The organism is Sphingomonas sp. SP1, assembly GCF_058313395.1.
Genome location: NZ_JBZFLC010000001.1, coordinates 820,902 through 846,509, shown reverse-complemented (window position 1 = coordinate 846,509; position 25,608 = coordinate 820,902). Strand labels below are relative to the sequence as shown.

Below are 25,608 nucleotides of genomic sequence, written 5' to 3'. Positions count from 1 at the left end.
CTTGCGCGCGACGGGGTAGCTGTGCGAGGCGGTCGCATGGCCGCCGAAAACAGCAACAGCTCCGAACGCAACGCCGGCCTGCTGCTGATGGCAGCGGCCGCGGTGGCCCTGGTGATTGCGAATTCGCCGCTTGCCCCCGCCTACCACGACAGCCTCAACAGCTATGTCGGTCCGCTGACCATCCATTACTGGATCGCGGACGCCTTGATGGCGATCTTCTTCCTGCTGGTCGGGTTGGAGGTGAAGCGCGAATGGTATGACGGCCAACTCGCCACCCCCGAGGCCCGCCGCTTGCCGATGATCGCCGCCGCGGCCGGGATGGCGGTGCCGGCATTGGTCTACAAGATCGTCACCGGATTCGACCCGGCGCTGAGCAGCGGTTGGGCCATCCCTGCCGCGACCGACATCGCCTTCGCCCTTGGTGTCCTGGCGCTGCTTGGACCGCGCGTTCCGGCATCGATCAAGGTGTTGCTGGTTACGATCGCCATCATCGACGACATCGGCGCGGTTCTCATCATCGCGCTATTCTACACCGCCGACCTGAATGTCGCAGCGCTCGCAGCATCGGGCGTGATCGTCAGCGCAATGGCGGCGATGAACATGTTCGGAATTCGCAAACTCTGGCCCTATCTGCTCGCGGCCGTCGGCTTGTGGGTTGCCGTCTTTCAGTCCGGCATCCATGCGACCATCGCCGGCGTCCTCGCCGCGCTCACCATTCCGCTCGGGCGGGGCGAAGCGGTCTCTCCGCTCAAGGTCCTCGAACACAAGATCCATCCCTGGGTGATGTTCGGGATCGTGCCCTTGTTCGGTTTCGCCAGCGCCGGGGTCACCTTTCCCGGCGCGGACGCGATCCTCGACCCGCTGCCGGTCGGCATCGCGCTCGGACTGTTCGCCGGCAAGCAGATCGGCGTGTTCGGCTCGATCTGGCTGGCCGACCGCACCGGCGTCGCGCTCAAGCCGGCAGTGCTTTCCTGGTCCCACATCTACGGCGCTGCTCTCCTGTGCGGTATCGGCTTTACCATGAGCTTGTTCATCGGCGCGCTCGCCTTCAGCGATCCATTACTGGTCGACGAGGCGAAGATCGGCACGCTGGTCGGCTCGCTCGCGTCGGGCCTGCTTGGCTACATCGTCCTGGTGTGGAACAAGCCGATACCAAGCTCGCCCCGTGACACGGACGAGGCGGAAGAAATCTTCGGCGAGGATGCCGATCGGGACCCGACCGTATGCAACGACGAATATTCGCGCTGATCCTTCCCCTGCTGCTTGCCGCCTGCGCCACGTTCGGCGCCTCGACCGATAGCCTCGACGCCGCTGCTCGGGATTATGTCCGGCTCCAACTCGCCATCGGTGAGAAGGAAGACGGCTACATCGACGCCTACTACGGCCCCGACCGGCTGAAACAGGAAGGCCAGGCGCTCGCCGCCCGCAGTTCGCTTCCGCAGCTCCGTTCCGCGGTTGCCGCGCTTGCCGCTCGCGTCGCCGCGCTGCAGGCGTCCGAGCCGCGGCGCGCCGCATTTCTTCAGGCGCAGCTCACCGCGGCGGATACCCGGTTGCGGATGCTGTCCGGCGAAAAGCTCCGCTTCGAGGATGAAGCCGTGGGCCTGTTCGGCGTGCGTCCGGAACTGAAGCCGCTCTCCGACTACGATCCGGTGCTGGCTCGCATCGACCGCCTCCTGCCGGGCGAGGGCGCGCTATGGCAGCGCGTCAATGCTTTCTCCGACCGCTTTGTCGTCCCGCGCGCGCGGCTGGACACCGTGTTCCAGACCGCAATTGCCGAGTGCAAGGCCCGGACGGCGCGCCATATCGGCCTGCCGCCGGGCGAGCGCTTCAACATGAGCTTCGTGACCGGCAAGAGCTGGTCGGGCTACAACTATTATCTTGGCGACTACCAAAGCCGCATCGAAATCAACACGGACTTGCCCATCAGGATATCCAGAGCGGTCGATCTCGGCTGTCATGAGGGGTATCCGGGGCACCACGTCCTGAATGCGCTGCTCGAACAGCGCTTGGTGCGCGAGCGTGGCTGGCTCGAGTTCAGCGTGTATCCCCTCTACTCTCCCCAATCGCTGATTGCCGAAGGCTCGGCCAACTACGGCATCGACCTCGCCTTTCCCGGCGCCGAGAAGCTCGCCTACGAAACCCGCGTTCTTTATCCGCTCGCCGGTCTGCCGACCGCGGATGCGGCCCGATTCGATGCGCTGACCACCGCTACCCGCGACCTCGGCGGCGCCCGCTTCACCATCGCCCGCGAGTTTCTGGAAGGACGGCTGAGCGAAGAGGAGGCGGTGCGTCTCACCCAGAAATACCAGCTGATGAACGAGGCTCGCGCCCGGCAATCGATCGCCTTTACCAAGCAGTATCGCAGCTACGTCATCAACTATGGGCTTGGTCGCGACATGGTGCAGGCATGGGTCGAGGCCGCGGGTCCCGACCAGGCCGAGCGCTGGAGGCGGATGGAGCAACTGCTGAGCGAGCCCTCGCTGCCAAGCGATCGTCTCGTCCGTTAATGCGCTGCTTCTGGGACGAGCGGCAGCGCGCCCACGCGCCCGCTTCCGAATTCTTCAACGGCGCGCTTCATCCCGCCGCAGAGCATGCCGGCCGGGTGGACGCGGTGCTCGCCGCAATTGGGCCGACCGAAGCGCCGCGCGATTGGGGATTCGAGCCTCTGCAACGCGTGCACAGCGCGGAATACCTGCACTTTCTGGAGCATGCCTTCACCGACTGGCGTGCTGCCGGGCGCCAGGGCGATGCCTTTCCCTACAGCTTTCCCGTGGTGGGGCGGCGGCCCCTGGACCTCGACCGGATCGACGCGCGGCTCGGTCAATACAGCTATGACACCGCCACGCCCATCGGCGAGCATAGCTGGCAAGCCGCCTATTGGGGTGCGCAGTCCGCCCTGAGCGCCCTCGATGCCGCGCGGCAGGATGGCAGCGCCTTCGCCTTTTGCCGCCCACCCGGACATCATGCCGGGCGCGACTATCTGGGTGGCTACAGCTACCTCAACAATGCCGCCATCGCAGCCGAGCAGGCGCTTGCCACAGGCGCTTCGCGGGTCGCCATCCTCGACGTCGACTATCACCACGGCAATGGCACGCAGGATATCTTTACCGGCCGGGACGACGTCTTGTTCGCCTCCCTCCACGCCGATCCCCGCACCGACTACCCATTCTTCTGGGGCCATGCCGACGAGAGCGGCGGCAACGTCATGAACCTGCCGCTGCCGCGCGGCACCGAGTTCGCCGCTTATGACGAGGCGCTTTCCCGAGCACTGGCATGGCTGGCAGCAGGCGCCCCGGAGCTTCTGATCGTCAGTTTCGGCGCAGACACCTATGCCGCCGATCCGATCAGCCACTTCGCCATTCAGACCGGCGACTACACCGCGATGGGCAAGCGCATCGCCGGATCAGCTTTGCCGACGTTGATCGTCATGGAAGGCGGCTACGCTGTGGACGCGCTTGGCGCCAACGTTGCCGCGTTCTTGAGCGGTTTCTAAGGAACGGCTTCAGCCGACCCTAGGCCAGAGCTGCTACAGCTTCTCCGTCAGCTCGGGCACGATCTTGAAGAGGTCGCCGACCAGGCCGACGTCCGCGACCTGGAAGATCGGGGCTTCCTCGTCCTTGTTGATCGCGACGATAACCTTGCTGTCCTTCATACCCGCCAGGTGCTGGATCGCGCCCGAAATGCCGATGGCGATGTACAGCTCCGGGGCGACGATCTTGCCGGTTTGGCCGACCTGATAGTCGTTGGGCGCATAGCCCGCGTCGACCGCCGCGCGGCTGGCGCCGACAGCGGCGCCCAGCTTGTCGGCCAGCGGGTCGATCAGCTGGTGGAAAGTATCGCTCGACCCCAGCGCACGGCCACCGGAAACGATGATCTTGGCGCTCGTCAGCTCGGGGCGCTCGCTTTCGCTTGCTTCCATCGAGACGAAGGACGAGCGATCGTTCGACGCGCCAGCGTCGACCTGCTCGACCGAAGCCGAGCCGCCGCCGCGCTCCGCCTTGTCGAACGCGGTGCCGCGCACAGTGATAACCTTCTTGGCGTCTTTGGAACGCACGGTCGCGATGGCGTTGCCGGCGTAGATCGGGCGCTGGAACGTGTCCGGCCCCTCGACCGCGATGATGTCGCTGACCTGCATCACGTCCAGCAGTGCCGCCACGCGCGGCGCGATATTGCGCCCGGTCGTGGTCGAGCTTGCAAGCAACACGTCATAGCCTTCCATCAGGCGGGCGACGAGCGGCGCGACCGCCTCGGCCAGCTCATGATCGAGCGCGGCATCGGAGGCGACCAGCACCTTCGACACACCCGCGATGCTCGTAGCATCATCGGCCGCCGCGGGTGCACCGCTGTCCGTCAGCAACAGGTCGACGTCGCCGCCCAGTTTCGCCGCCGCACCAAGGGTTGCGAGCGTCGAATCCTTGACCTTGCCGCCGGCGTGCTCACCCAGAACCAGAATCTTCATGCCACCGCTCCCAGCGACTTCAGTTTTTCGACCAGCTCGTCCACGCTGCCGACCTTGACGCCGGCCGAACGCTTGGACGGCTCGACCACCTTCAGCGTCTCCAGCCGCGGCGCGGTATCGACGCCATAGTCGGCCGGAGCCTTGGTGGTCAGCGGTTTCGACTTGGCCTTCATGATGTTGGGCAGCGAGGCATAGCGCGGTTCATTGAGGCGCAGGTCGGTGGTGACGATCGCCGGCAGTTTGAGCGCCACCGTCTCCAACCCGCCATCAACTTCGCGGGTGACGTTGGCGCTGTCGCCATTGACCTCGACCTTGGAGGCGAAGGTCCCCTGCCCCCAGCCGAGGAGCGCGCCAAGCATCTGGCCAACCTGGCTCGAGTCATCGTCGATCGCCTGCTTGCCGAGCAGGAACAGCCCGGGCTGCTCCTGCTCGGCGATCTTGGCGAGGATCTTGGCCACGGCCAGCGGCTCGACCTCGTCGTCCGTCTGCACCAGGATTGCGCGATCGGCGCCCATCGCCAGCGACGTGCGCAACGTTTCCTGCGCCTTGGCCGGTCCGATGGAGACGACCACGATCTCGGTCGCGGCACCCTTTTCCTTGAGGCGGATGGCCTCCTCGACGGCGATCTCGTCGAAGGGATTCATGCTCATCTTGACGTTGGCGAGATCGACGCCCGTGCCGTCCATCTTCACCCGCGGCTTAACGTTGTAATCGATCACTCGCTTGACGGCGACCAGGACCTTCATTCCGCTTTCCCTCTTCTTCGTCGTGCCGGACCTGATCCGGCATCCGCCTGCCCTTCTTCTAACGCTATCGGAAGAAAGACGGATCCCGGCCCAAGGCCGGGGTGACGGATGAAAACCTTCAGGCCGCCTTCTTGACCTCGGCGACGATCTTCGCGGCCGCGTCGCCCAAATCGTTGGCGGCAACGATCGGCAGCCCGCTTCCGGCAAGGATGTCCTTGCCCTGCTGTACGTTGGTGCCTTCCAAGCGCACGACCAGCGGCACCTTCAGATCCACCTCGCGGGCCGCGGCAACGATGCCGTCGGCGATGATGTCGCACTTCATGATGCCGCCGAAGATGTTGACGAGAATGCCCTTCACGGCCGGATCGGCGAGGATGATCTTGAACGCCGCCGTCACCTTTTCCTTGGACGCGCCGCCGCCGACGTCGAGGAAGTTGGCCGGCTCCGCGCCGTTCAGCTTGATGATGTCCATCGTCGCCATGGCCAGGCCCGCGCCGTTCACCATGCAGCCGATGTCGCCATCCAGCTTGATGTAGGCGAGGTCGTATTTGGACGCCTCGATCTCCTGCGGATCCTCTTCGGTCAGGTCACGCAGCTCGGCCAGGTCCTTGTGGCGGAACATGGCGTTGGAATCGAAGCCGACCTTGGCGTCGAGCACCATCAACTGGTTGTCATCGGTGATCGCCAGCGGATTGATCTCGATCTGCGAGGCGTCCGTACCCTGGAAGGCGGCGTAAAGCCCGGCAAGAACCTTGGCCGCCTGCTTGGCGAGGTCGCCCGTCAGCCCCAGCGCCGCCGCCACCGCGCGACCGTGGTGCGGCATCAGTCCGGTGGCCGGGTCGATGGTGATGGTATGGATCTTTTCCGGGGTATCGTGGGCGACATCCTCGATGTTCATGCCGCCTTCGGTCGAGGCGACCACCGCGATCCGGCCGGTCTCACGATCGACCAGCAGCGCGAGGTAGAATTCCTTGGCAATGTCAACGCCGTCCGTGATGTAGAGCCGCTGCACTTCCTTGCCGGCATCGCCCGTCTGCACGGTCACCAGCGTCTTGCCCAGCATCTCCTCGGCATGCGCGCGCACTTCCTCGATCGACTTGGCGAGCCGCACGCCACCCTTGGCATCGGGTCCAAGCTCCTTGAACTTGCCCTTGCCCCGGCCACCGGCGTGAATCTGCGCCTTGACCACCCACAGCGGCCCGGGGAGCTGTTCGGCGGCCTTCACCGCCTCCTCGACGCTCATCGCGGCATGGCCGGCGGGCACCGGGACGCCATATTTCGCAAGCAGTTCCTTGGCCTGGTATTCGTGGATGTTCATGGTTGGGGCGCGCTCGATCTGATGGGATGAAGTCGAGCGCGCCTAGAGCACAACAGGGGCCGGAATCCAAGCCGCCCTAATGGCCGGGATGGTGGGAATGGTCCTCGGCGGTCGCGGCCGGGCCGTGCTCGGTAATGGCCGCGATCCGCCGCTGCTGCTCGGGCGTGAGCAGGCGTTTCCACTGCGCGTCGAACATTGCCCAGCCATGCTCGGCCATGGTGTTGACCTCACTCTTGTTCATCGTGCGGAGCCCTTCGCGGACATGAGCTGCGGCGGCCCGGCAGGCGGCGTGAAGCTGCGCCTTCACCTTGCCGGAGGCGTTCGCGATCCAGATGCCGCCGTCAATGCTCTCCGCGCAGCCCTTGTCGGCCGCGAGGTTGAGCCCGCGCGCCGCTGCCTCGCTGGCGCCGTCGGCAAAGCTGAGCGGCAGGTTCAGCTTGGCATATGGTACCGCGCGATTATGGTGGGCGAACGGTCCGTCGGGGTTGCGGATCGAGCCAACCCAGACGTGCGCCATCGCCATCCGCCCCCGTTGACCCCAATGCTGGTTCATCCAGCCGGTCGCGATCCACCGCAGCACCGGACGCTCCCTGGTCGCGGCGTCGACCGCGGTGCGGAAGTCGTGGACGTGCCACTGGTCGACCGTGCCCGCAAAGCCCTCCGGCAGCGGCTCGCCGGGTGCCAGGCGCACGTTGAAGCTGACACCGGTCAGCACGCGCCGACCACCGATCCAAGTGTACATGAGGTTCGACGGTCGGCGAAAGTCGAGCGGCTGGCCGCCCTGATAGTCGATCCCGCCCTTATCAAGAGGCAGGGACCAATGCTCGCCCATCAGCGGCGAATCGCCGCCGAATTTCGTCCAGCCCTCGCGATTGGCGACGTTGAAGTCGGCATAGCGGGCGACGGCCTGCTCGACCACGCGGAGCTGGGCCTGGGCGGCGGGCGGCATAGGTGCAGCGCTCACGGTGGCTGCGGCCAGCAAGCTGTACATGGCCACCCCGGTGAAGCCGTTCCCCTGAACACGCGCTGACGTTAAGGAACAGTCCGTGAACGGCACGAGTCCTCTGCGGAAGATCATCCACGTCGACATGGATGCATTTTTCGCCAGCGTTGAGCAGCGCGACAACCCCGAGCTGAAGGGAAGGCCTGTCGCGGTCGGTGGCGGGCATCGTGGGGTGGTCGCGGCCGCAAGCTATGAAGCGCGCGTATTCGGGGTCCGCTCGGCAATGCCCTCGGTCACCGCGCGCCGGCGCTGCCCCGACCTCATCTTCGTGAAGCCGCGGTTCGAGGCCTATCGCGAAGTGAGCCAACAAATCCGTGCGATCTTCGCCGACTATACCGACCTCATCGAGCCGCTGAGCCTGGACGAGGCCTATCTCGACGTGACGGAGGACCGGCACGGACTGGGATCCGCGCGCGCGATCGCCGAAGAAATCCGCCGCCGGATTCGGGAAGAAACCCAGCTTACCGCCTCGGCCGGTGTGTCCTACTGCAAGTTCGTCGCCAAGCTCGCCTCCGACCAGAACAAGCCGGACGGGCTGTGTGTCATCCCGCCCGCCAAGGCCGCACCCTATATCGCCACCCTGCCGGTCGGCCGGTTCCACGGCATCGGCCCCAAGACCGCCGAGCGCCTGGCCGCCATGGGCATCCATACGGGCGCCGACCTGCAGGAGCTCTCGCTGGTCGAGCTGGAGGGACGCTTCGGCAGTTCGGGCCAATGGTATTGGCGCATCTGCCGCGGGATCGACGAGCGTCCGGTCCGCTCGTCGCGACAGGCCAAGTCGGTCAGTGCCGAGCGAACCTTCAACGACGACCTCCGTTCACCCGAGGCCCTGCACGCCGAGCTGGAGCGGGTGGCCGGGCTAGCCTGGGTCCGGATCGCCCGTCACGAGGCGGCCGGTCGCACGGTGACGCTCAAGGTGAAGTTCGCCGACTTCCAGCTGATCACTCGCTCGCGCAGCTTTACGGTGCCGGTCGCCGACCAGGAACGGTTCCTGCTGGCGGGCCGCGAATTGCTCGACGCTTTGCTGCCAGTTCCCAAGGGCGTGCGGTTGCTCGGCCTCGGCATCCACAACTTAATCGTGGTTAATCACGGAGTTCCGGTTCAGCTGGGACTGGAGATTTGAATCGGTTTGTGTTAAACACTGGCGCTTATCAGATCACCGAGCACCTGCCGGCGGTCGCTAACACTCAGGATCGTTTCACAGAGGAAGAGCCACGGCCATCGGTCGACTTGGGGGGACCGTTTGCACGCGGCACTTCTTCCTCACACGCAAGGAAGGTCAAGGAATGGCAGCTAAGGCGCTTAGCTTCGACGTTGGCGATTATGTAGTCTACCCCAAGCATGGTGTTGGCCGCGTCGTTGAACTGCAAAGCACGGAGATCGCGGGCACCAGCCTGGACCTGTACGTGCTTCGTTTCGAAAAGGAGCGCATGACGCTCCGCGTGCCCGTCAACAAGGCCGAGGGCGTCGGCATGCGCAAGCTGTCGAGCGACAAGACCATGACGGCCGCGCTCGAAACGCTCAAGGGCAAGCCCAAGGTGAAGCGCACCATGTGGTCGCGCCGCGCCCAGGAATATGAGGCGAAGATCAATTCCGGCGACCTGTCGTCGATCGCCGAGGTGACCCGCGACCTGTTCCGCCCGGACGATGCGCCCGAGCAGAGCTATTCGGAGCGGCAGATTTTCGAGGCGGCCTCGTCGCGTCTGGCGCGTGAGCTTGGCGCCATGGAGCAGACCGACGAAAAGGCCGCGCTGGCGAAGATTCTCGACATTCTCAACAAGGCCTGGCCGATCCACAACAAGGCCAAGGAAACTGCCGACGGCGAGTAAACCGGTCGGCCGTTTGTGGTCTTCGAACAAAGGGCGCTGTCCAGCCGGGCGGCGCCCTTTTTCGTTGCTGCGAACGTCGGGACCGCTTCGACGAACGGGGGCGCCGATGCTTGTCGCTCGCCTTGCCCTGCTGTATTGCCTGCATAACACAGAGGGAGGTTCTCGATGCGCCCACGTAAATTTGCTGCCGCCGGCATCATCGCCGCCGCCGGCACGCTTGCCGCCTGCAATGCCACCAAATCGGAAGAGCCTGGCCGCGCCATCAGCCGCTCCTATCCGGTCGGCGCGTTCGACAAGATCGAGGTTGCGGGCCCCTATGAAGTGAGCGTCACCACGGGCGGACAGCCCAGCGTGCAGGCGCAAGGCGGCGAGAACATCCTCGCGCGCACGGTCGTGGAGATCAAGGACGGGACGCTGGTCATCCGACCGGAGAAGCGCAACGGCATGAACTGGGGTTGGTCGGGGCGGAACGCGACGGCGCGGTTCGCCGTCAGCGTACCGGCGCTGTCCGCGGCCACCATCGCGGGATCGGGCGACATCTCCGTCGACCGGGTGACGGGCCAGCGCTTCCAGGGCGAGATCGCAGGCTCGGGGGGCCTTAAGCTGCCCGACGTGCAGGTTGGCGAACTGGGGCTTGAGATCGCCGGCTCCGGCAATGTCGAAGGCCGCGGCCGCGCCACCCGGGCAAACTACACCATCGCCGGCAGCGGCAACATCCTTGCCGGCGGCATCGCCGCCGAGCGGCTTGATGCGGAGATCGCCGGCTCGGGCAATATCGAGGCCAATGCCCGCGCCAGCGCCAATGTCGATATCGCGGGGGTCGGCAATGTCACCGTGACCGGGGGCGCGCCCTGCAAGGTCAGCAAGGCCGGCATCGGCAACGTCGATTGCTCTTGACCGGCTGTTAACCATGGGGCGGCGATAGGGGTGGCATGATCCGCGCCGCCCTTCTCGCCACCGCCCTGTTCGCAACTGCCGCTCCGGCCGCCGCCGCCCAGCGCAGCTACACCGTCACCAGCTTCGACCGGATCCGCGTCGAAGGCCCGTATTCGGTGCGTCTCGCAACCGGGGTCTCACCGTTTGCCCGAGCCACCGGCAGCAGCGCTGCGCTCGAAGCATTGAGCGTGGTGGTCGAAGGCCGCACCCTCACCATCCGCCGCAATCCCTCCGCATGGGGCGGCTATCCAGGCCAGGCGCAGCAGCCGGTCGAGCTTACGGTCGGCACCCATGATCTCGCCACCGCGATCCTCAACGGCGCCGGCACGCTAAGCATCGACAAGGCGCGCGGCCTGTCCTTCGAATTGTCCGTGCAGGGCGCCGGGCGCGCAGACATCAGCGACGTTGCGGTCGATCGGTTGGTCGTCGCCCTTTCGGGCACCGTCACCTCCAGGGTCGCCGGCAAGGCCCTCAAGATGACCGCCATCGTCCGCGGCGCTTCCAGCCTCGATGCCTCGGCCCTGCAAGCGCGCGACGGCTTGCTCAGCGCCGAAGGCCCCGCCCAGCTTTCCGCCACCCTTCGCGATACTGTGCGCGTCGACGCCACCGGCGTCGCCCAGGTCACGGTCGCCGGCAAACCCGCCTGCACGGTGAAGCTGCTTGGATCCGCCAGCGTCAGCGGCTGCGAGCGGACCCGCTAGACCAGCGCCAGCGCCGTCAGTCGGCCGTAGAGTCGCGGCGGCAGCGTCCCGATCCCGCTCTCGTCGCCGTCTCCTGGCAACGGCGCGTCCTCTTCGGTAAGATAGCGCCAGCCCTGGTGCCCGCGCTTGGGCTGCGGGGCGAAACCCTGCAGCGCCCCGGCGCACACGATATCGATGCGGCCGTCGGGCCGGTCCTCGAACCGCAGGATGGTTTGGCAGGCGACCATCCGATGCTTGACGATCCAGTAGAGCGAACCCCCGACCAGCTCCTCCATTCGCTTGGGCCGCATGCGCGTCACCACCCGGATCTCGCCGTCCGCGACCCGACCCGCAATCCGCTTCTCCAGCGCCTCGATGGTCCGGCAACCAACCGCGACCTTGGTCATGTGAAGCTTCGGCATCGCCGCTGCGTTAGCCGGACAGCGCTTGGCGGATCAATGACTTACCCGGTCAGCCCAACGGCCGTGGCGAGCCCCAGGAAAATAAGGAAGCCCATCGAATCCGTGACCATCGTGACGAAGATGCTGCTTGCCACCGCCGGATCGGCGCGCAGCCGTTCCAGCGTCAGCGGGACCAGCACCCCGGCAAAGCCGGCGATCAGGATGTTGAACAGCATCGCCGCCGCGATCACGCCGCCCAGCTGCGGGCTTTGCAGGATCAGCGTCACCGCAACCCCGACGATGGCCGCGATCGTAAGGCCGTTCATCAACGCCACCCGCATCTCGCGCCCGACTGCCCGCCAGCGGTTGGACCCTGTCAACTGGTTGGTCGCCAGCGCGCGCACGGTCACCGCAAGGGTCTGCGTGCCCGCATTGCCACCCACCCCGGCCACGATCGGCATGAGAGCGGCCAGAATTGCCAGCCGCTCGATGGAACCCTCGAAGGCACGAATGACGGTGGACGCCAGCAGGGCGGTAAGCAGATTCGCCATCAACCAGCGCACGCGCGCCTTGTAGGTTTCGCGCACCGGCTCGTTGATGTCGCCATCGCCCGCGCCAGACAGCAGCAGCACGTCCTCGCTGGCCTCTTCCTGGATGATGTGGACCACATCGTCGACGGTGATCATTCCGACCAGCCGCCCATTGCCGTCCACCACTGCGGCGGACACCAGCGCATATTTCTGGAAGCGCAGCGCAACGTCTTCCTGGTCCATGTCGACCGGGATCAGCGTCTGCTCATGGATCATGATGTCGCTGACCTGCACGCGCCGCGGGCTGCGCAGGATCGTGGAAAGCTTGCACGTGCCGACGGGGTGGTGCGCGGCATTGACCACGAACACTTCCCAGAAGTCGTTGGCGAGTTCGTCCTCGGAGCGGAGGTAGTCGATCACCTGCCCCACCGACCAATGCTCCGGCACCGCGATCAGCTCGCGCTGCATCAGCCGGCCGGCGGTCTCCTCGCCATAGGTCAGCGCTTCCTCGATCGCCGCCCGGTCGTCGGGCTCCATGGCGCGAAGGACGGCCCGTTGCTCGTCCTCCTCCAGGTCTTCGATGATCGCGACGGCGTCGTCCGTGTCGAGCTCGCCGGCGATCTCGGCCACCCGCTCGGGCGCCATCTCGTCGATCAGCGTCTCGCGGACGTGCTCGTTCATTTCGGCGATGACGTCCGCGTCGACCAGCTCGGCCAGCGCCGCCACCAGCCCTTCGCGCTCGTCGGCGCGCGCCAGCTCGATCAGGTCGGCGACGTCGGCCGGGTGGAGCGGAGCCACCATCGCCTTCGCGGTCTGGAAGTCGCCCGCCTCCACCGCATCCAGCACGTCGTCGACGAAGGCCGGGCGCAGCCGATCCTCCTCGTCCATCACCTTGCTGTCGGGCTCGGCCTGGTGCGGCGGCGCAGTCGCCAGCTCTGCTTCCGGCGCAGGGGTGACGGTGGCGATTTCCTCGCGCTCGCTCATGTGCCTCCCCTCGCTGTATGGCGTGTCGCACTCCTATGTCCGCATGCCAACTGGCGCAAGCACGCGTGGACGCCTACATGGCCGCGATCCAATCAAGACGGAGAATTTCCATGGCCGACACGCCGCAGACCCTGACCCTTACCCTGTCCACCGGCGGCGACGTCGTGATCCGCCTGCGGCCCGACCTCGCGCCTGGCCATGTCGAGCGGATCGCCGACCTTGCACGCAGCGGCTTTTACGACGGCGTGGTCTTCCACCGGGTGATCCCGGGCTTCATGGCCCAGGGCGGCGACCCGACGGGCACGGGCATGAGCGGATCGGACAAGCCCGACCTCAAGGCCGAGTTCAACAGCGAGCCGCACGTTCGCGGCACCTGCTCGATGGCCCGCACCAATCAGCCCAATTCGGCCAACAGCCAGTTCTTCATCTGCTTCGACGACGCCCGCTTCCTCGACAAGCAGTACACCGTGTGGGGCCAGGTCGAGAGCGGCATGGAGCATGTCGACGCGCTGCCGGTCGGTGAGCCGCCGCGGGAGCCCGGCAAGATCGAGAAGGCGACGGTCGCCTGACCGTTCGCCCTTGCGAGGAGCGAAGCGACGCGGCAATCCAGCGGGGGGCGGAGCCGGGTTGCCTCGCTTAGCCCGCAATGACGGAGCTTGACCGATGACCCAGCCTGTCGCCCTCATCACCGGTGCGTCTGCCGGGCTTGGCATCGACTTCGCCCGGCAATTGTCGGCCACGGGTGCCCGGCTGGTGCTGGTCGCCCGTCGCAAGGACCGGCTGGAGAGCCTCGCCGCCGAACTGGGCAATGCCCGCGCGCTCGCCATCGACCTGGCCGAGCCGGGCGCCACCGCAAGGCTGATGGCCGACCTCCAGGATCACGACGAGCATGTCGACCTGCTGGTCAACAACGCCGGCTTTGGTTTGGTCGGCAAATTCGCCGAGCTGGACGGGCCGAAGCAGCGGCAGATGGTCGATTTGAATTGCGGCCTCCTGACCGAGCTTGCCCGCGCGGTGTTGCCTGCCATGATCGAGCGCAATCGCGGCGGCATCCTCAACGTCGCGTCCACCGCCGCTTTCCAGCCTGGTCCCTACTCGGCGGTCTATTATGCCACCAAGTCCTATGTGTTGAGCTTCACCGAGGCACTGCACGAGGAAGTGCAGGGTACGGACGTCCGGGTGACGGCGCTGTGCCCCGGCCCGACACGCACCGAATTCTTCGAAGCTGCGGGCTATCGGGGCGGCAGCGCGCTCGAAAAGTTCGCCATGGCCAGCGCGCCCGTGGTCGCCGCCGGTCTGGCCGGTCTCGAGCGGGGTGACGCGGTAGTCATCCCCGGCGCGATGAACAAGGTCGGTGCGCAGGGCCATCGATTCCTGCCCCGCGCGGTGCTGCGCAAGTTTGCCAAGCTGCTGAAGTAGGCCCGCGCGATGCCGTGCTGTCCTACTCGTTCGGACCGCGCTATGGCCCCGCCAATGGCCAGCCGCTCGCGCCATACTTTCACCATCCGCGTGTCTTCATGGCGCTCCTCCAGGGGGCGAAAACATGGGGGACGTAGTGTCCATGTTGTCCAAGTTGAAACGGCCCGGGCATCGGAATCACCCCTTTTTTCATTTCGGCCCCGTCCCACATTGAACCCGCGCCGCCCGGCCTGTGTTGGGTTTGGCAGAGGAGTTTTGAATGGCTGATGTCGATACCCAGGTTCGCAAGCTTCAGGTCGCGAACCTGCCCCCGGCCGATAGCGGCCGCGGGATAGCCCGCCTGCCGCGCAAGCTGATGGACCAGCTGGGACTGTCGGACGGCGACGTGGTCGAGATTATCGGCAAGCGTTCCACCCCCGCCCGCGCCGTCCGCCCCTATGGCGACGATGAAGGACTCGACATCATCCGGCTGGATGGTCTGCAACGGGCCAATGCCGGGGTCGGCTCCGGCGATTTCGTGGAGGTCCGCAAGACCGCCAGCAAGCCGGCTACCCGCGTCGTCTTTGCCCCTGCCCAGAACAATATCCGTCTTGCCGGCTCGACCGAGGCGCTGAAGCGCAGCTTTGCCGAACGGCCCCTGACCGCCGGCGACACGGTCGCGACCACCGGTCACCAGCGGGTCAATGCCGACATGCCTGAACAGGTGCGGGCGATGCTCAATGCGCCCGCCTTCGCACTGCAGGAAATTCGCCTTGCCGTGGTTTCGACCACCCCGCGCGGCATCGTCCATATCGACGATGGCACCCAGGTCGAGCTGCTGCCCGAATTCACCGAGCAGCATGGCGAGCGGCGCGCGGACGTCACCTACGACGACCTGGGCGGCATGACCGCCACCATCGACGCGCTGCGGGAGATGGTCGAGCTGCCGTTGCGCCATCCCGAACTGTTCCAGCGGCTCGGTGTCGATCCCCCCAAGGGCGTGCTTCTTCACGGCCCGCCCGGCACCGGCAAGACCCGTCTGGCGCGCGCGGTCGCCAACGAAAGCGACGCGCAATTCTTCCACATCGCCGGTCCCGAGATCATGGGCTCGGCGTACGGCGAATCGGAAAAGAAGCTTCGCGAGCTGTTCGAAGAGGCAAGCCAGGCTGCCCCCTCGATCATCTTCATCGACGAGATCGACTCCATCGCGCCCAAGCGCGGTCAGGTGACGGGCGAAGCGGAAAAGCGTCTGGTCGCGCAGCTGCTGACCCTGATGGACGGGCTGGAGCCGAGGCAGAACCTGGTGGTGATCGCCGCCACCAACCGGCCCGAGGCGATTGACGAGGCGTTGCGCCGTCCGGGCCGCTTCGACCGCGAAATCGTGGTCGGCGTGCCCGACGAGAACGGCCGGCGCGAAATCCTCGGCATCCACACGCGCGGAATGCCGCTCGACGGCGGGGTCGACCTCGACGATCTTGCGCGCCGCACCTACGGCTTCGTCGGCGCCGATCTGGCCGCCTTGACCCGCGAGGCCGCGCTGGAGGCGGTCCGTCGGATCATGCCCGAAATCAATCTGTCGGACGGCAGCATCCCGACCGAGGTGCTCGACAAGCTGTCGGTCGTCGGCTCGGACTTCGATAATGCGCTGAAGCGTGTCCAGCCCTCCGCCATGCGCGAGGTGATGGTTCAAGTGCCGAACATTACCTGGGAGGACGTCGGCGGCCTGGATGCTGCCGCGGCCAAGCTCAAGGAGGGTGTCGAACTCCCCCTGAAACATCCTGAGGCGTTTCGCCGCCTCGGGATCCGCCCGGCCAAGGGTTTCCTGCTCTACGGCCCGCCCGGCACCGGCAAAACGCTGCTGGCCAAGGCCTGTGCGCGCGAAAGCCAGGCCAATTTCATCGCCACCAAGTCGTCCGACCTGCTCAGCAAATGGTATGGCGAAAGCGAACAGCAGATCGCCCGCCTGTTCGCCCGCGCCCGCCAGGTCGCGCCGACGGTGATCTTCATCGACGAACTCGACAGCCTGGTCCCCGCCCGCGGTGGTGGCATGGGTGAGCCGCAGGTGACCGAGCGGGTGGTGAACACCATCCTTTCGGAGATGGACGGACTTGAGGAACTGCAGGGCGTGGTGCTGATCGGCGCCACGAACCGGCCCAACCTGATCGACCCGGCCCTGCTTCGTCCCGGCCGCTTCGACGAGCTGGTCTATGTCGGCGTCCCCGACACGGCCGGCCGCCGCCGCATCCTGGCGATCCACGCCAAGGAAATGCCGCTCGCCAATGATGTGGACCTGGAATCCCTGGCTCGCCGGACCGAGCGGTTCACCGGCGCCGACCTCGAGGACCTCACCCGCCGGGCCGGGCTCAACGCTCTGCGGCGCGGCCTCGACGAGGGCACGGTCACCATGGCCGATTTCGAGGCCGCGCTCAGTGAGACCCGAGCGTCGGTCACGGAGCAGATGCTGGAGGAATATGCCCGCATCCAGGACACGCTGAAATCGGATGCGGTGCGGCCGGACCGCGGCGGCGGGATCGGCTTCGTCTCACCCGGCATGCTTCGCCCCAGGCCGGACGGAAAGCAGCCTTAGCGCAGGCGCCGGACCGCCCAGGGCAGCGACGCCAGCAACCCAAGCGCCGCCACCCCGAACGGCAGATGCGGGTCGATGGCATAAAGCAGCATGCCGACACTTGGCGCGGCGATGTAGCTGATCCCGTTGGCCGAGGTGATCACCCCGGCGACGGCGCCCTGCTCGGCCAGCGGCACCGACAGGCTCGCCCCGGCGGTGAATCCGGGCCGGGTGAAGCCGAAGCCCAGGCTGGAGATGCCGAAGCCGAGGACTAGGCCGTAAAGATCGTCCGCCACCATGGTGACGGCGAGGCCGGCCACCGCGATCGCGCTCCCCCACAGGATCAGCGATCGAGGGCTGAGGTTCAGCTTGGGGATCAGCCCCCACTGCGCCGCCAGCGTCGCCGCCGCGCCCGCCATCATGACGATCGCGATCGGCCCCTCGGACCCGTTGGGCTCGAGCCGCAGCGTGTCGATCACGAAGAATCCGATCGAGGTCAGCCCGGCAGCCTGCGCATGACCCGCGATCACGCCCGACATGATCCACGGCCTGATCCGCTCGTCGCGCCAGCTTAGCCGCTTCATCCGCTGGGGCGCCATCGCCGCTTTCACGCTGGCGCCGGTGATCATGGACGCGAGGCTCGGATAGCTCATCGCCGCGCCGCGTCCCTTGCCCGGTCCGCCCACATCTTCCGGCAGCCACAGCAGTATGGCCAGGAATACTCCAAGCCCGATGATCGCGAAGGCGAACAACGGCCCGGGCAGCCCTACGAGTGGAAGCACGAACAGGGGGGCCAACGCCGGACCGACGATGGTCCCCAATCCAAAGGATGACGACAGCGCTGACAAGGCCGAAGTGCGCGCCGCCCGCCGCGTCTTGCTCGCCAGATAGGCCTGGGTCGCGCTTGGCGTCGCACAGCCGAGCGACCCGTAAATCGCCCGGAACAGCGCAAACAGGCCGAACGTCGCCGCCCCGGCGATCCAGCCGTTCAGCCCGGCGACCAGCACCAGCCCGCACAGGGTCATCGACACGATGAACCCGCCTAGGCCGAGCAACGTCAGTGCCTTGCGTCCATGATGGTCGCTCTTCTCCGCCCAGAACGGCGCCAGCCACACCCACAGCACGGCGCTCCAGGTATAGGCCACCGCAACCCAGAAATCGGCGATTCCGATGGCGCGCCCAATCGCCGGCATGACCGATTGCAGCGCGGTGTTGCCTGCGGCCGCGACCAGCATCGCGCTGAACAGCAGCAGGAAATGCGGCGTGGTCAGCGCCGACCCGGCAACTTTCCGGCGGGGAGAGACATCGGCCATGCCCGTGGCCTGTAGCGTGCCCTAGGAACTTGCCAAGGCGGCACGCATTTGCTTGGAAACGCGTTCTTCCCGCCCTATCGGAGCCCTCATGCAAGCCACGTCAGCCCGCGCGCTTAAGGAACAGCGCCGCCTTCAGCGCCGCCAGGCAAGACGCGGCCGCCCGAATCCGCAGCTGCAGTTTCTCCGCGGCTTCCTGAAGCACCCGGTGATGGTCGGCTCCGTGATTCCGTCGTCCTCCAAGCTCATCAACAAGATGCTTGCGCCGGTTGATTGGGCGAACGCGAAGGTGTTCGTGGAATATGGCCCAGGGGTCGGCACCTTCACTCGCCCGATCCTGGAACGGCTCGCCCCGGACGCGACGCTGGTGACGATCGACACCAACGAAGATTTCACCACCTATCTGCGCGAATCGATCGACGACCAGCGCCTGCTGGCAGTGACCGGTTCCGCGGCGGACGTTGAAAAAATCCTCGCAGATCGCGGCTTTTCGCACGCCGATTACGTGCTGTCAGGCCTGCCCTTCTCGACCCTGCCGCCAGGCGTGGGCGACGCAATCGGCGCGGCGACGTCCCGCGTCATCCGGCCCGGCGGCGCTTTCCTGGTCTACCAGTTCAGCCCCAAGGTGCGCGACTTCATCGCCCCGGTGTTCGAACGCATCGAGCGCGGTTTCGAGTGGATCAACGTTCCGCCGGCCACGCTGTTCTGGGCTTACCGCGAGCCCAAGTAATCTACCTCTCCGTGCCAAAATTGAGCCGGCGGGTGACGTTGTAATCCATAGTGGTCACCAACCAATGGCTCACCGTCCACTTGGCCCGGCGGAGCCAGCCGGCCCGCTGCTTGTGCAATTCCGGCGTGATCGCAACGCTGTCCGCCAATTCCCCGTCGAAATAGGCCCGACACTGCTCGGCAAAAGACGGATCGTCGATCCGCACCATCACCTCCAGATTGAGATGCAGGCTGCGGAAGTCGAAGTTGCTGGAGCCGATGTGCACGACGTCGTCCACGATCACGAGCTTGGAATGGAGCTTGGCCGCATCGTATTCGTACATTTCGACACCGTTTCGCAGCAGTTTCGAATAGGTGTGACGGGCCGCGGCGATAGTGGCGTTGTTGTCTGATCTGGCCGCGGTGATGATCCGGACCCGCCCGCTGCGACCGGCTCGCGCCAGCCGCCGCATCATTGCGAACGGCGGGGAAAAGTAAGCACTGATCAAATCCAGTCGGCTGCTGTTGACGATCTCCCGGGCAATCTGGACCGGCCACGGGTTGCGCCGGCGCATTGGACCGGAAAACCACCATTGAAGAGCGCCCTTGCGCTGGGAATGGCGCTGGATGATCCGCCTGAGACTGCGAATCCGCCCGCCTTTCTGCGCGCTCCAACGCCAGATCGCGTCGAAGTAGCGGCCGGCCGCCCGTACCGCCGCCCCGTCGAGCAGCAGCCACAGGTCGCGCCAATGTTCGGGTCCGTGATCGCTGACATAATGCGTATCGATATTGGCGCCGCCGGTGATCGCCCTGTGGTCGTCCACCACCAGCAACTTCTGGTGATTGCGCAACAGATATCGACGCCCCAGGCTAGGGTGGAACAGGATGAACCTGCCACCGGCCTCCGCCACTGGCGCAAGGAACGCGGCGGTGATCGAGGAGCCGAACCCATCGAGGAGGAGGCGCACCTCGACCCCCCGCCCCGCCGCGCGAAGCAACGCGTCGCGCACGGTTTCACCAGTTGCATCCGCATTGAACATGTAAAACAACAGCTTGATGCTGTGCTGGGCCTCATCGATGAGGCGTAGCAGGACGTCGAGTCGTTCCCGCCCGCCTTGCAGCAATTCAAGATGCGTTCCTGCCACCGTTGCGGTGATCCGCGACGTTGCCGAGGGCATGGGGTCGGCTTCGGCCATGCCTCGACTTGGAGCGGCGAAAGACACGTGGCAAGGGTTGATGTGAGAACACGCCGACGCGACCAGCCAAGCCAGTTTTCTTGACTTGGTGCCAGCCTCTCCCTAGGTGCGATGCTCTCCGTTTCCAAAGATTTGCGAAAAAGGCAGGCCGTCCATGGCACGCGTCACCGTCGAAGATTGCGTCGACAAGATTCCCAACCGCTTCGACCTGGTGCTGCTTGCGGCCCAGCGGGCCCGGCAGATTTCCGGCGGCGCGGACCTGACGATCGACCGCGATCGCGACAAGAACCCGGTGGTCGCGCTGCGCGAAATCGCGGAAGAAACCGTCCGCCCGGCCCACCTTAACGAGGCGGTCATCAGCAGCCTCCAGCGCGTTCGCATCGACGAAGAGGACGAAACGGACGAGCTGGCGAGCCTGAGCGAATCGGCCGAGGCTCTGCGCCTCACTGCTGCTGCCCCGCCGCGTCCGACGCCAAGCGGCGGCGACTACGAGTAAGCGCTGGCGCCGCCCTTAGGCGGCGTCGCTCGTAGCCAGACCAAGCTGTTCGCTTCGTCCGGCGTCGCCCTGGCTGCCGTCGATCCACATCAGCTCATGCAGTTTGAGCTCGCGCCCATCATGGGCGTGGATTGCGATCTTTCGGATGGGCTTGCCGTCCCGGACGTCGGCCGCGACCAGATCGTTGCTGCCGTGACCCCATTCCAGGCCCCACTGGCGTAACGCCAACACGACGGGCAGCAGCGCTTCGCCCTTGGGCGTCAATGAATAGATGACCTTGCGCCGGTCGCACGGGTCGGCCGATCGCTGCAGCACGCCCCCGGCCACCATCTTGGCCAACCGGTCCGACAGAATATTGCGGGCAATGCCGAGGCACGCCTGAAACTGCTCAAAATGCTGCAGCCCGTTGAGCGCGCCGCGAACGATGAGGAAAGCCCATTTTTCGCCGACCAGTTCGATCGCACTTGGCAACGGGCAACGGCGGGCAGCCGCCTTGAAGGCATCGATGTGCTGGATATTGCGAGCCAAGCACGCGCTCCTTTCCATTCGGCCCACGGAAAGAAGCACATCCGCAGCCGATTGAACAGATACGGATGTGTAACATGGATCAGCCGGGCGCGCGACGCGTCACTTATTCGCACTTGCAACATGTGTCCCGCACAGCCCACATAGCGGCAGTGCTGCGCCAATATGAGCTGGTCGAGCGGGTACGCTCCTACGACCCCGACGCTGACGAGGGGCTGATCAATCGCGCCTATGTCTTCTCGATGAAGGCGCATGGTTCACAGACGCGGGCGTCGGGCGACCCTTATTTCAGCCATCCGATCGAGGTGGCTGGCATCCTCACCGACCTGAAGCTGGACGACGAGACCATCGTCACGGGCATCCTTCACGACACGATCGAGGATACGGTGGCGACCGCGGACGAGGTCGAGCGACTGTTCGGGGCCAACGTCGCCCGGCTGGTCGATGGCGTTACCAAGCTGTCGAAGATCGAGGCGCAGTCGGAAAACGAGCGTGCGGCGGAAAATTTGCGCAAGTTCCTCCTCGCGCTATCCGACGATATCCGGGTCCTACTTGTGAAGCTGGCCGACCGGCTGCACAACATGCGGACGCTTCACCACATCCAGAACGAGGACAAGCGCCGCCGAATCGCGCGCGAGACCATGGATATCTATGCCCCGCTCGCCGAGCGGATCGGCATGTACGAAATCATGAACGAGATGCAGACGCTGGCTTTTCGGCAACTCGAGCCGGATGCCTACGCATCGATCACCCGGCGGCTGGCCCAGTTGCATGCCGAAGGCGGCGATATCGTCAGCCGTATCGGCCTCGGCCTCCAGCTTCACTTGGCCGACAATGGCCTGGAAGCGGAGGTCACCGGCCGGGAGAAGCACCCGTACAGCATTTGGAAGAAGATGGCCGAACGGCACATCAGCTTCGAGCAACTGTCAGATGTGATGGCGTTCCGGGTCATCGTCGGCAATGTCGAGGACTGCTATCGCGCGCTGGGCCTGATCCACCAGCGCTGGCCGATGGTCCCAGGGCGGTTCAAGGACTTTCTCTCCACGCCCAAGCGCAACGGGTATCGCAGCCTGCATACCTCCGTCATTCATGACTCCAAGATGCGGATCGAGGTCCAGATCCGCACCCGCGAGATGCATGAGCGGGCGGAGCGCGGCCTGGCGGCGCACTGGGCCTACAAGGAGGGCAAGCCGGTCGCGGACATCAAGGTGCCGTGGATCGACGATCTGGTCGAAATCCTTGACCATGCCGACAGCCCCGAAGAGCTGCTCGAACACACGCGGATGGCGATGTACCAGGATCGGATCTTCGCCTTCACTCCCAAGGGCGAGCTGATCCAGTTGCCGAAAGGCGCAACGCCGGTCGACTTCGCCTACGCAGTGCACACCAGGCTTGGCGACCAGACGGTCGGCGCCAAGGTGAACGGGCGGGTCGTACCGTTGCGGACCCTGCTGGAGAACGGCGATCAGGTCGAAATCCTGACCTCCGATGCCCAGCATCCTCAGCCGTCATGGCTACGATTCGTTGCGACCGGCAAGGCCCGATCGGCGGTGCGTCGTTTCGTTCGACACAAGGAGCGTGACGAAACCATCGAGCTTGGCCGCAAGATCTATGACGAGATCGTCGCGCGCCTGCCCGTCCCCCTCGCCAAGGAAGCGCTGCCGCGGGCACTGAAGAAACTGAAGATCGAGGACGAGGACGCGCTGATGGTCGCGATCGCCCGCAAGCGATTAAGCGACGACATGCTGATGGAAGCGCTGGTGCCCGGCTCCACCGGCGGCGACGTCGCCCCGCGGCCGGCGGCGCAGCGTCAGGCGATTTCGATCAAGGGCCTGACCGCCGGCGTCGCCTTCCACCTCGCGCCCTGTTGCCACCCCGTGCCCGGGGACCGGATCGTGGGTCTGCGGCGTGAGGACGAGGAGATCGAGGTTCATGCGATCGGGTGCGAAAAACTAGCGAGCGGGATTGACGCCGACTGGCTCGACCTTGCCTGGGGCGATGGCTCGGACGGCGCCACGGCGCGGCTGTGCATCATCCTGCGCGACGTGGCCGGCGCGCTCGGGGTGATGGCCGGCATTCTGGGCGGCAAAGGCGCCAATATCATCAACCTGCAGCTCGTCCACCGCGACGGATCGTTCCACACCTTCCATGTCGATGTGGAAGTGCACGACCTGGCCCACCTCCACGCCATCGTCGCGGCGCTGCGGGCGGCGGATCAGATTTCGACTGCGGAGCGGATCTAGCCGGCGGGCCGGCCCCGCGCCCGCTCGGCACCGCCGGCGGCCAGCACCGCCAACGTCACGAGATCGGTCGCACTCGCCGTCATCGGCGCGATCTGGACCGGCAGCTTCATGCCGACCAGAAACGGTCCGAGCACATTCTCGCCACCCACCGCGCGGAGTAGCTTGGCCGACAGGCTGGCCGATTGGAGCCCCGGCATGATGAGAATGTTGGCCGGACCGGTCAGCCGGCTGAATGGGTAGAAACGACGCTGCATCTCATGATTCAGGGCAAGCTCGGGCGACATCTCGCCTTCATATTCGAAGTCCGTTTCCCGGCTGTCGAGGAGCGCGACCGCTTCGCGCAGAGCGCCGATGTAGGCGCCGGGAGGATTGCCGAATGTCGTGTAGCTGGTAAACGCGACCCGCGGCTCCTGGCCCATGCGGCGGGCGAAGGCGGCCGAGCGGGTCGCGATCGCGGCCAGCTCCTCGGCGGTCGGCCGTTCGGTGACCGCGGTATCCGCGATCAGCACCGTCTGGTTCTGGCCCACCACGATGTTGATGCCGAAGGGTGTCGCGCCATCATCGTCGATGACCGTCTGGACCTGCTTCAAAGACTGGCTGAATGGGCGGGTCGTGCCGGTAATCATCGCATCCGCCTCGCCCAGGGCGAGCATGGCGGCAGCGAAATAGTTGCGGTCCTGGTTCACCATCCGCTCGATCTCGCGGCGAAGGTAGCCTTTGCGCTGCAGCCGGGCATAGAGATGATCCACCGCCCGCCCGACCAGCGGCGAGTTGCGGCTGTTGAGCACCTCAAAGCCGGACGGGTCATCCACTCCCAGCTCCTTCAGCCGGTCGTGCACATCCTCGCGCCCGACCAGCACCGGAGTGCCGAGTCCCCCGTCCTTGAACGCGATCGCGGCGCGAAGGACATTGTGCTCTTCCCCTTCTGCGAAAAGGACCCGTTTCGGATTGGCCTTGGCCGCCTCATAGGCGAGACTCAGCACCGACACGGTGGGATTGAGCCGCGCGCGGAGCGACTGGCGATAGGCCGCCATGTTGTCGATCGGCTTTTGCGCCACGCCCGAGCGCATCGCCGCCTCGGCCACGGCCGCGGGCACGACCTCCATCAGCCGTGGATCGAACGGAGCGGGGATGATGTAGTCGGCCCCGAAACGCTGGCTCATCCCGCCATAGGCCGCCGCGACCTCTTCCGGCACCGCTTCGCGCGCCAGATTGGCGAGCGCCTGGGCGGCGGCGATCTTCATCTCGTCGTTGATCGCCCGCGCGCGAACATCGAGCGCGCCGCGGAAGATGAACGGGAATCCAAGGACGTTGTTGACCTGATTCGGGTAATCGGAACGGCCGGTCGCGACGATCGCATCCGGCCGCGCGGCCTTGGCCTCGGGCGGCGTGATCTCGGGATCCGGATTGGCCATGGCGAAGATGATCGGTTGGGCCGCCATGTCCAGAACCCATTCCGGCTTTAATGCCTTCGCCGCCGAAAGGCCGAGGAAGACGTCCGCACCGACGAGCGCATCGGCCAGCGTCCGCCGGTCGGTTTCCACCGCATGCGCGCTTTTCCATTGATCGAGATCGTCGCGGCCCTTGTGAATCACGCCCGCGCGGTCGCACATGATGACCTGGTCGCCGCGGACCCCCATCGCCTTGATCAGTTCGGTGCAGGCAATGGCGGCGGCACCGGCGCCGTTTACGACGACCTTGATGTCCTGAAGCTGCCGGCCGGTCAGCAGGCAGGCATTGATCAGACCGGCCGCGGTGATGATCGCGGTGCCGTGCTGGTCGTCATGGAACACCGGAATGTTCATTCGCTCACGCAGCGTCTGCTCGATCACAAAGCAGTCGGGCGCCGCGATGTCCTCAAGGTTGATGCCGCCGAAGCTCGGCTCCATCAGCGCAACCGCCTCGATGAATGCCTGGCAGTCCTCCGTCGCCAGCTCGATGTCGATCGAGTCCACATCGGCAAAGCGCTTGAACAGGACCGCCTTGCCTTCCATCACCGGCTTGGACGCAAGTGCGCCAAGGTTTCCGAGGCCAAGGATCGCCGTGCCGTTGGAGATCACGGCAACGAGGTTGCCCTTGGCCGTGTAGTCGTAGGCCGCGGCAGGGTCATCGGCGATGGCGCGCACCGGCACAGCGACTCCGGGGGAATAGGCGAGGCTGAGGTCCCGCTGCGTCGCCATTGGCTTGCTGGCGATGATCTCGATCTTGCCGGGCCGGCCGCGCGCGTGGAAGTGGAGGGCCTCGGCCTCGGAGAACTTGACGTTGCTTTCGGACATGCCC

Annotated in this window: 23 protein-coding genes; 13 read left to right on the top strand and 10 right to left on the bottom strand. The window is 65.8% G+C overall.

What is annotated here, in order from left to right:
• Nucleotides 1–36: 36 nt before the first annotated feature.
• The 3 genes from nhaA to AC4GYS_RS04365 are packed head-to-tail and all read left to right on the top strand — an operon-like array spanning nt 37 to nt 3,493.
• Nucleotides 37–1,248, top strand: coding sequence for a Na+/H+ antiporter NhaA (nhaA, locus tag AC4GYS_RS04375; protein WP_491107882.1), 1,212 nt, complete (start codon nt 37–39; stop codon nt 1,246–1,248).
• Nucleotides 1,224–2,507: a hypothetical protein gene (locus tag AC4GYS_RS04370; protein ID WP_491107881.1), complete on the top strand. Its 1,284-nt coding sequence runs from the start codon at nt 1,224–1,226 to the stop codon at nt 2,505–2,507. The genes nhaA and AC4GYS_RS04370 overlap by 25 nt, the downstream gene beginning before the upstream one ends.
• Complete coding sequence (locus AC4GYS_RS04365; protein WP_491107880.1) at nt 2,507–3,493, top strand: histone deacetylase family protein; 987 nt, start codon at nt 2,507–2,509, stop codon at nt 3,491–3,493. Before AC4GYS_RS04370 ends, AC4GYS_RS04365 begins: the two co-directional genes overlap by 1 nt.
• A 33-nt stretch (nt 3,494–3,526) precedes the next feature.
• Here AC4GYS_RS04365 and AC4GYS_RS04360 read toward each other — a convergent pair whose 3' ends face one another.
• The 4 genes from AC4GYS_RS04360 to AC4GYS_RS04345 all read right to left on the bottom strand — a co-directional run bounded on the left by AC4GYS_RS04360 (nt 3,527) and on the right by AC4GYS_RS04345 (nt 7,487).
• Nucleotides 3,527–4,459, bottom strand: coding sequence for an electron transfer flavoprotein subunit alpha/FixB family protein (locus AC4GYS_RS04360; protein WP_491107879.1), 933 nt, complete (start codon nt 4,457–4,459; stop codon nt 3,527–3,529).
• Nucleotides 4,456–5,205: an electron transfer flavoprotein subunit beta/FixA family protein gene (locus AC4GYS_RS04355; RefSeq protein WP_491107878.1), complete on the bottom strand. Its 750-nt coding sequence runs from the start codon at nt 5,203–5,205 to the stop codon at nt 4,456–4,458. The genes AC4GYS_RS04360 and AC4GYS_RS04355 overlap by 4 nt, the downstream gene beginning before the upstream one ends.
• 118 nt (nt 5,206–5,323) lie before the next feature.
• Nucleotides 5,324–6,523, bottom strand: a complete 1,200-nt coding sequence (gene sucC, locus AC4GYS_RS04350) for an ADP-forming succinate--CoA ligase subunit beta (RefSeq protein ID WP_491107877.1) — start codon at nt 6,521–6,523, stop codon at nt 5,324–5,326.
• A gap of 76 nt (nt 6,524–6,599) precedes the next feature.
• Nucleotides 6,600–7,487, bottom strand: coding sequence for a hypothetical protein (locus AC4GYS_RS04345; RefSeq protein ID WP_491107876.1), 888 nt, complete (start codon nt 7,485–7,487; stop codon nt 6,600–6,602).
• Nucleotides 7,488–7,569: 82 nt separating this feature from the next.
• Between AC4GYS_RS04345 and dinB the strand changes: the two genes are divergently transcribed.
• The 4 genes from dinB to AC4GYS_RS04325 all read left to right on the top strand — a co-directional run bounded on the left by dinB (nt 7,570) and on the right by AC4GYS_RS04325 (nt 10,992).
• The gene (dinB, locus tag AC4GYS_RS04340) at nt 7,570–8,649 is read left to right on the top strand and encodes a DNA polymerase IV (protein ID WP_491107875.1); all 1,080 of its coding nucleotides are present in this window, start codon (nt 7,570–7,572) and stop codon (nt 8,647–8,649) included.
• A gap of 163 nt (nt 8,650–8,812) precedes the next feature.
• On the top strand, nt 8,813–9,355 hold the full coding sequence (locus AC4GYS_RS04335) for a CarD family transcriptional regulator (protein WP_491107874.1): 543 nt from the start codon (nt 8,813–8,815) through the stop codon (nt 9,353–9,355).
• A 165-nt stretch (nt 9,356–9,520) separates the two neighbouring features.
• Nucleotides 9,521–10,252 carry a head GIN domain-containing protein gene (locus tag AC4GYS_RS04330; RefSeq protein ID WP_491107873.1) on the top strand — a complete coding sequence of 244 codons (732 nt, stop codon included), beginning with the start codon at nt 9,521–9,523 and terminating at the stop codon, nt 10,250–10,252.
• Nucleotides 10,253–10,287: 35 nt separating this feature from the next.
• Complete coding sequence (locus AC4GYS_RS04325; RefSeq protein WP_491107872.1) at nt 10,288–10,992, top strand: GIN domain-containing protein; 705 nt, start codon at nt 10,288–10,290, stop codon at nt 10,990–10,992.
• On the opposite strand, the gene AC4GYS_RS04320 is transcribed toward AC4GYS_RS04325, so the two are convergent.
• Nucleotides 10,989–11,393 (bottom strand): DUF1489 family protein, encoded by a 405-nt coding sequence (locus AC4GYS_RS04320; RefSeq protein WP_491107871.1) that lies wholly within the window; start codon nt 11,391–11,393, stop codon nt 10,989–10,991. The two genes, AC4GYS_RS04325 and AC4GYS_RS04320, sit on opposite strands and share 4 nt — an antisense overlap.
• Nucleotides 11,394–11,434: 41 nt before the next feature.
• On the bottom strand, nt 11,435–12,886 hold the full coding sequence (gene mgtE / locus AC4GYS_RS04315) for a magnesium transporter (protein WP_491107870.1): 1,452 nt from the start codon (nt 12,884–12,886) through the stop codon (nt 11,435–11,437).
• A gap of 110 nt (nt 12,887–12,996) precedes the next feature.
• Between mgtE and AC4GYS_RS04310 the strand changes: the two genes are divergently transcribed.
• The 3 genes from AC4GYS_RS04310 (at nt 12,997) to AC4GYS_RS04300 (ending at nt 16,871) form a co-directional block, all read left to right on the top strand.
• Complete coding sequence (locus AC4GYS_RS04310) at nt 12,997–13,455, top strand: peptidylprolyl isomerase (RefSeq protein WP_491107869.1); 459 nt, start codon at nt 12,997–12,999, stop codon at nt 13,453–13,455.
• A 94-nt stretch (nt 13,456–13,549) separates the two neighbouring features.
• Nucleotides 13,550–14,305, top strand: coding sequence for an SDR family NAD(P)-dependent oxidoreductase (locus AC4GYS_RS04305; RefSeq protein WP_491107868.1), 756 nt, complete (start codon nt 13,550–13,552; stop codon nt 14,303–14,305).
• Between the two features lie 259 nt (nt 14,306–14,564).
• On the top strand, nt 14,565–16,871 hold the full coding sequence (locus AC4GYS_RS04300) for a CDC48 family AAA ATPase (RefSeq protein ID WP_491107867.1): 2,307 nt from the start codon (nt 14,565–14,567) through the stop codon (nt 16,869–16,871).
• On the opposite strand, the gene AC4GYS_RS04295 is transcribed toward AC4GYS_RS04300, so the two are convergent.
• Complete coding sequence (locus AC4GYS_RS04295; RefSeq protein WP_491107866.1) at nt 16,868–18,163, bottom strand: MFS transporter; 1,296 nt, start codon at nt 18,161–18,163, stop codon at nt 16,868–16,870. The two genes, AC4GYS_RS04300 and AC4GYS_RS04295, sit on opposite strands and share 4 nt — an antisense overlap.
• An 88-nt stretch (nt 18,164–18,251) precedes the next feature.
• Here AC4GYS_RS04295 and AC4GYS_RS04290 point away from each other — a divergent pair, with 88 nt between their 5' ends.
• Nucleotides 18,252–18,890 (top strand): class I SAM-dependent methyltransferase, encoded by a 639-nt coding sequence (locus AC4GYS_RS04290; protein WP_491107865.1) that lies wholly within the window; start codon nt 18,252–18,254, stop codon nt 18,888–18,890.
• Between the two features lies 1 nt (nt 18,891).
• Here AC4GYS_RS04290 and AC4GYS_RS04285 read toward each other — a convergent pair whose 3' ends face one another.
• A complete protein-coding gene (locus tag AC4GYS_RS04285) occupies nt 18,892–20,064 on the bottom strand; it encodes a phospholipase D-like domain-containing protein (protein ID WP_491107864.1) in 1,173 nt (390 codons plus the stop codon).
• 154 nt (nt 20,065–20,218) lie between these two features.
• Here AC4GYS_RS04285 and rpoZ point away from each other — a divergent pair, with 154 nt between their 5' ends.
• A complete protein-coding gene (rpoZ, locus tag AC4GYS_RS04280) occupies nt 20,219–20,560 on the top strand; it encodes a DNA-directed RNA polymerase subunit omega (RefSeq protein WP_491107863.1) in 342 nt (113 codons plus the stop codon).
• A gap of 15 nt (nt 20,561–20,575) precedes the next feature.
• On the opposite strand, the gene AC4GYS_RS04275 is transcribed toward rpoZ, so the two are convergent.
• Nucleotides 20,576–21,088, bottom strand: a complete 513-nt coding sequence (locus tag AC4GYS_RS04275; protein WP_491107862.1) for a winged helix-turn-helix transcriptional regulator — start codon at nt 21,086–21,088, stop codon at nt 20,576–20,578.
• A 149-nt stretch (nt 21,089–21,237) separates the two neighbouring features.
• Between AC4GYS_RS04275 and AC4GYS_RS04270 the strand changes: the two genes are divergently transcribed.
• Nucleotides 21,238–23,328 (top strand): RelA/SpoT family protein, encoded by a 2,091-nt coding sequence (locus AC4GYS_RS04270; RefSeq protein WP_491109357.1) that lies wholly within the window; start codon nt 21,238–21,240, stop codon nt 23,326–23,328.
• Here AC4GYS_RS04270 and AC4GYS_RS04265 read toward each other — a convergent pair.
• Complete coding sequence (locus tag AC4GYS_RS04265; protein WP_491107861.1) at nt 23,325–25,604, bottom strand: NADP-dependent malic enzyme; 2,280 nt, start codon at nt 25,602–25,604, stop codon at nt 23,325–23,327. The two genes, AC4GYS_RS04270 and AC4GYS_RS04265, sit on opposite strands and share 4 nt — an antisense overlap.
• Between the last annotated feature and the right edge of the window lie 4 nt (nt 25,605–25,608).

What these genes read in the sequence shown, in the direction of transcription:
- nhaA (WP_491107882.1), top strand. Translation starts at nt 37, where the DNA reads ATGGCCGCCGAAAACAGCAACAGCTCCGAACGCAACGCCGGCCTGCTG.
- AC4GYS_RS04370 (WP_491107881.1), top strand. Translation starts at nt 1,224, where the DNA reads ATGCAACGACGAATATTCGCGCTGATCCTTCCCCTGCTGCTTGCCGCC.
- AC4GYS_RS04365 (WP_491107880.1), top strand. Translation starts at nt 2,507, where the DNA reads ATGCGCTGCTTCTGGGACGAGCGGCAGCGCGCCCACGCGCCCGCTTCC.
- AC4GYS_RS04360 (WP_491107879.1), bottom strand. Translation starts at nt 4,459, where the DNA reads ATGAAGATTCTGGTTCTGGGTGAGCACGCCGGCGGCAAGGTCAAGGAT.
- AC4GYS_RS04355 (WP_491107878.1), bottom strand. Translation starts at nt 5,205, where the DNA reads ATGAAGGTCCTGGTCGCCGTCAAGCGAGTGATCGATTACAACGTTAAG.
- sucC (WP_491107877.1), bottom strand. Translation starts at nt 6,523, where the DNA reads ATGAACATCCACGAATACCAGGCCAAGGAACTGCTTGCGAAATATGGC.
- AC4GYS_RS04335 (WP_491107874.1), top strand. Translation starts at nt 8,813, where the DNA reads ATGGCAGCTAAGGCGCTTAGCTTCGACGTTGGCGATTATGTAGTCTAC.
- AC4GYS_RS04330 (WP_491107873.1), top strand. Translation starts at nt 9,521, where the DNA reads ATGCGCCCACGTAAATTTGCTGCCGCCGGCATCATCGCCGCCGCCGGC.
- AC4GYS_RS04325 (WP_491107872.1), top strand. Translation starts at nt 10,288, where the DNA reads ATGATCCGCGCCGCCCTTCTCGCCACCGCCCTGTTCGCAACTGCCGCT.
- AC4GYS_RS04320 (WP_491107871.1), bottom strand. Translation starts at nt 11,393, where the DNA reads ATGCCGAAGCTTCACATGACCAAGGTCGCGGTTGGTTGCCGGACCATC.
- mgtE (WP_491107870.1), bottom strand. Translation starts at nt 12,886, where the DNA reads ATGAGCGAGCGCGAGGAAATCGCCACCGTCACCCCTGCGCCGGAAGCA.
- AC4GYS_RS04310 (WP_491107869.1), top strand. Translation starts at nt 12,997, where the DNA reads ATGGCCGACACGCCGCAGACCCTGACCCTTACCCTGTCCACCGGCGGC.
- AC4GYS_RS04305 (WP_491107868.1), top strand. Translation starts at nt 13,550, where the DNA reads ATGACCCAGCCTGTCGCCCTCATCACCGGTGCGTCTGCCGGGCTTGGC.
- AC4GYS_RS04300 (WP_491107867.1), top strand. Translation starts at nt 14,565, where the DNA reads ATGGCTGATGTCGATACCCAGGTTCGCAAGCTTCAGGTCGCGAACCTG.
- AC4GYS_RS04295 (WP_491107866.1), bottom strand. Translation starts at nt 18,163, where the DNA reads ATGGCCGATGTCTCTCCCCGCCGGAAAGTTGCCGGGTCGGCGCTGACC.
- AC4GYS_RS04290 (WP_491107865.1), top strand. Translation starts at nt 18,252, where the DNA reads ATGCAAGCCACGTCAGCCCGCGCGCTTAAGGAACAGCGCCGCCTTCAG.
- AC4GYS_RS04285 (WP_491107864.1), bottom strand. Translation starts at nt 20,064, where the DNA reads ATGGCCGAAGCCGACCCCATGCCCTCGGCAACGTCGCGGATCACCGCA.
- rpoZ (WP_491107863.1), top strand. Translation starts at nt 20,219, where the DNA reads ATGGCACGCGTCACCGTCGAAGATTGCGTCGACAAGATTCCCAACCGC.
- AC4GYS_RS04265 (WP_491107861.1), bottom strand. Translation starts at nt 25,604, where the DNA reads ATGTCCGAAAGCAACGTCAAGTTCTCCGAGGCCGAGGCCCTCCACTTC.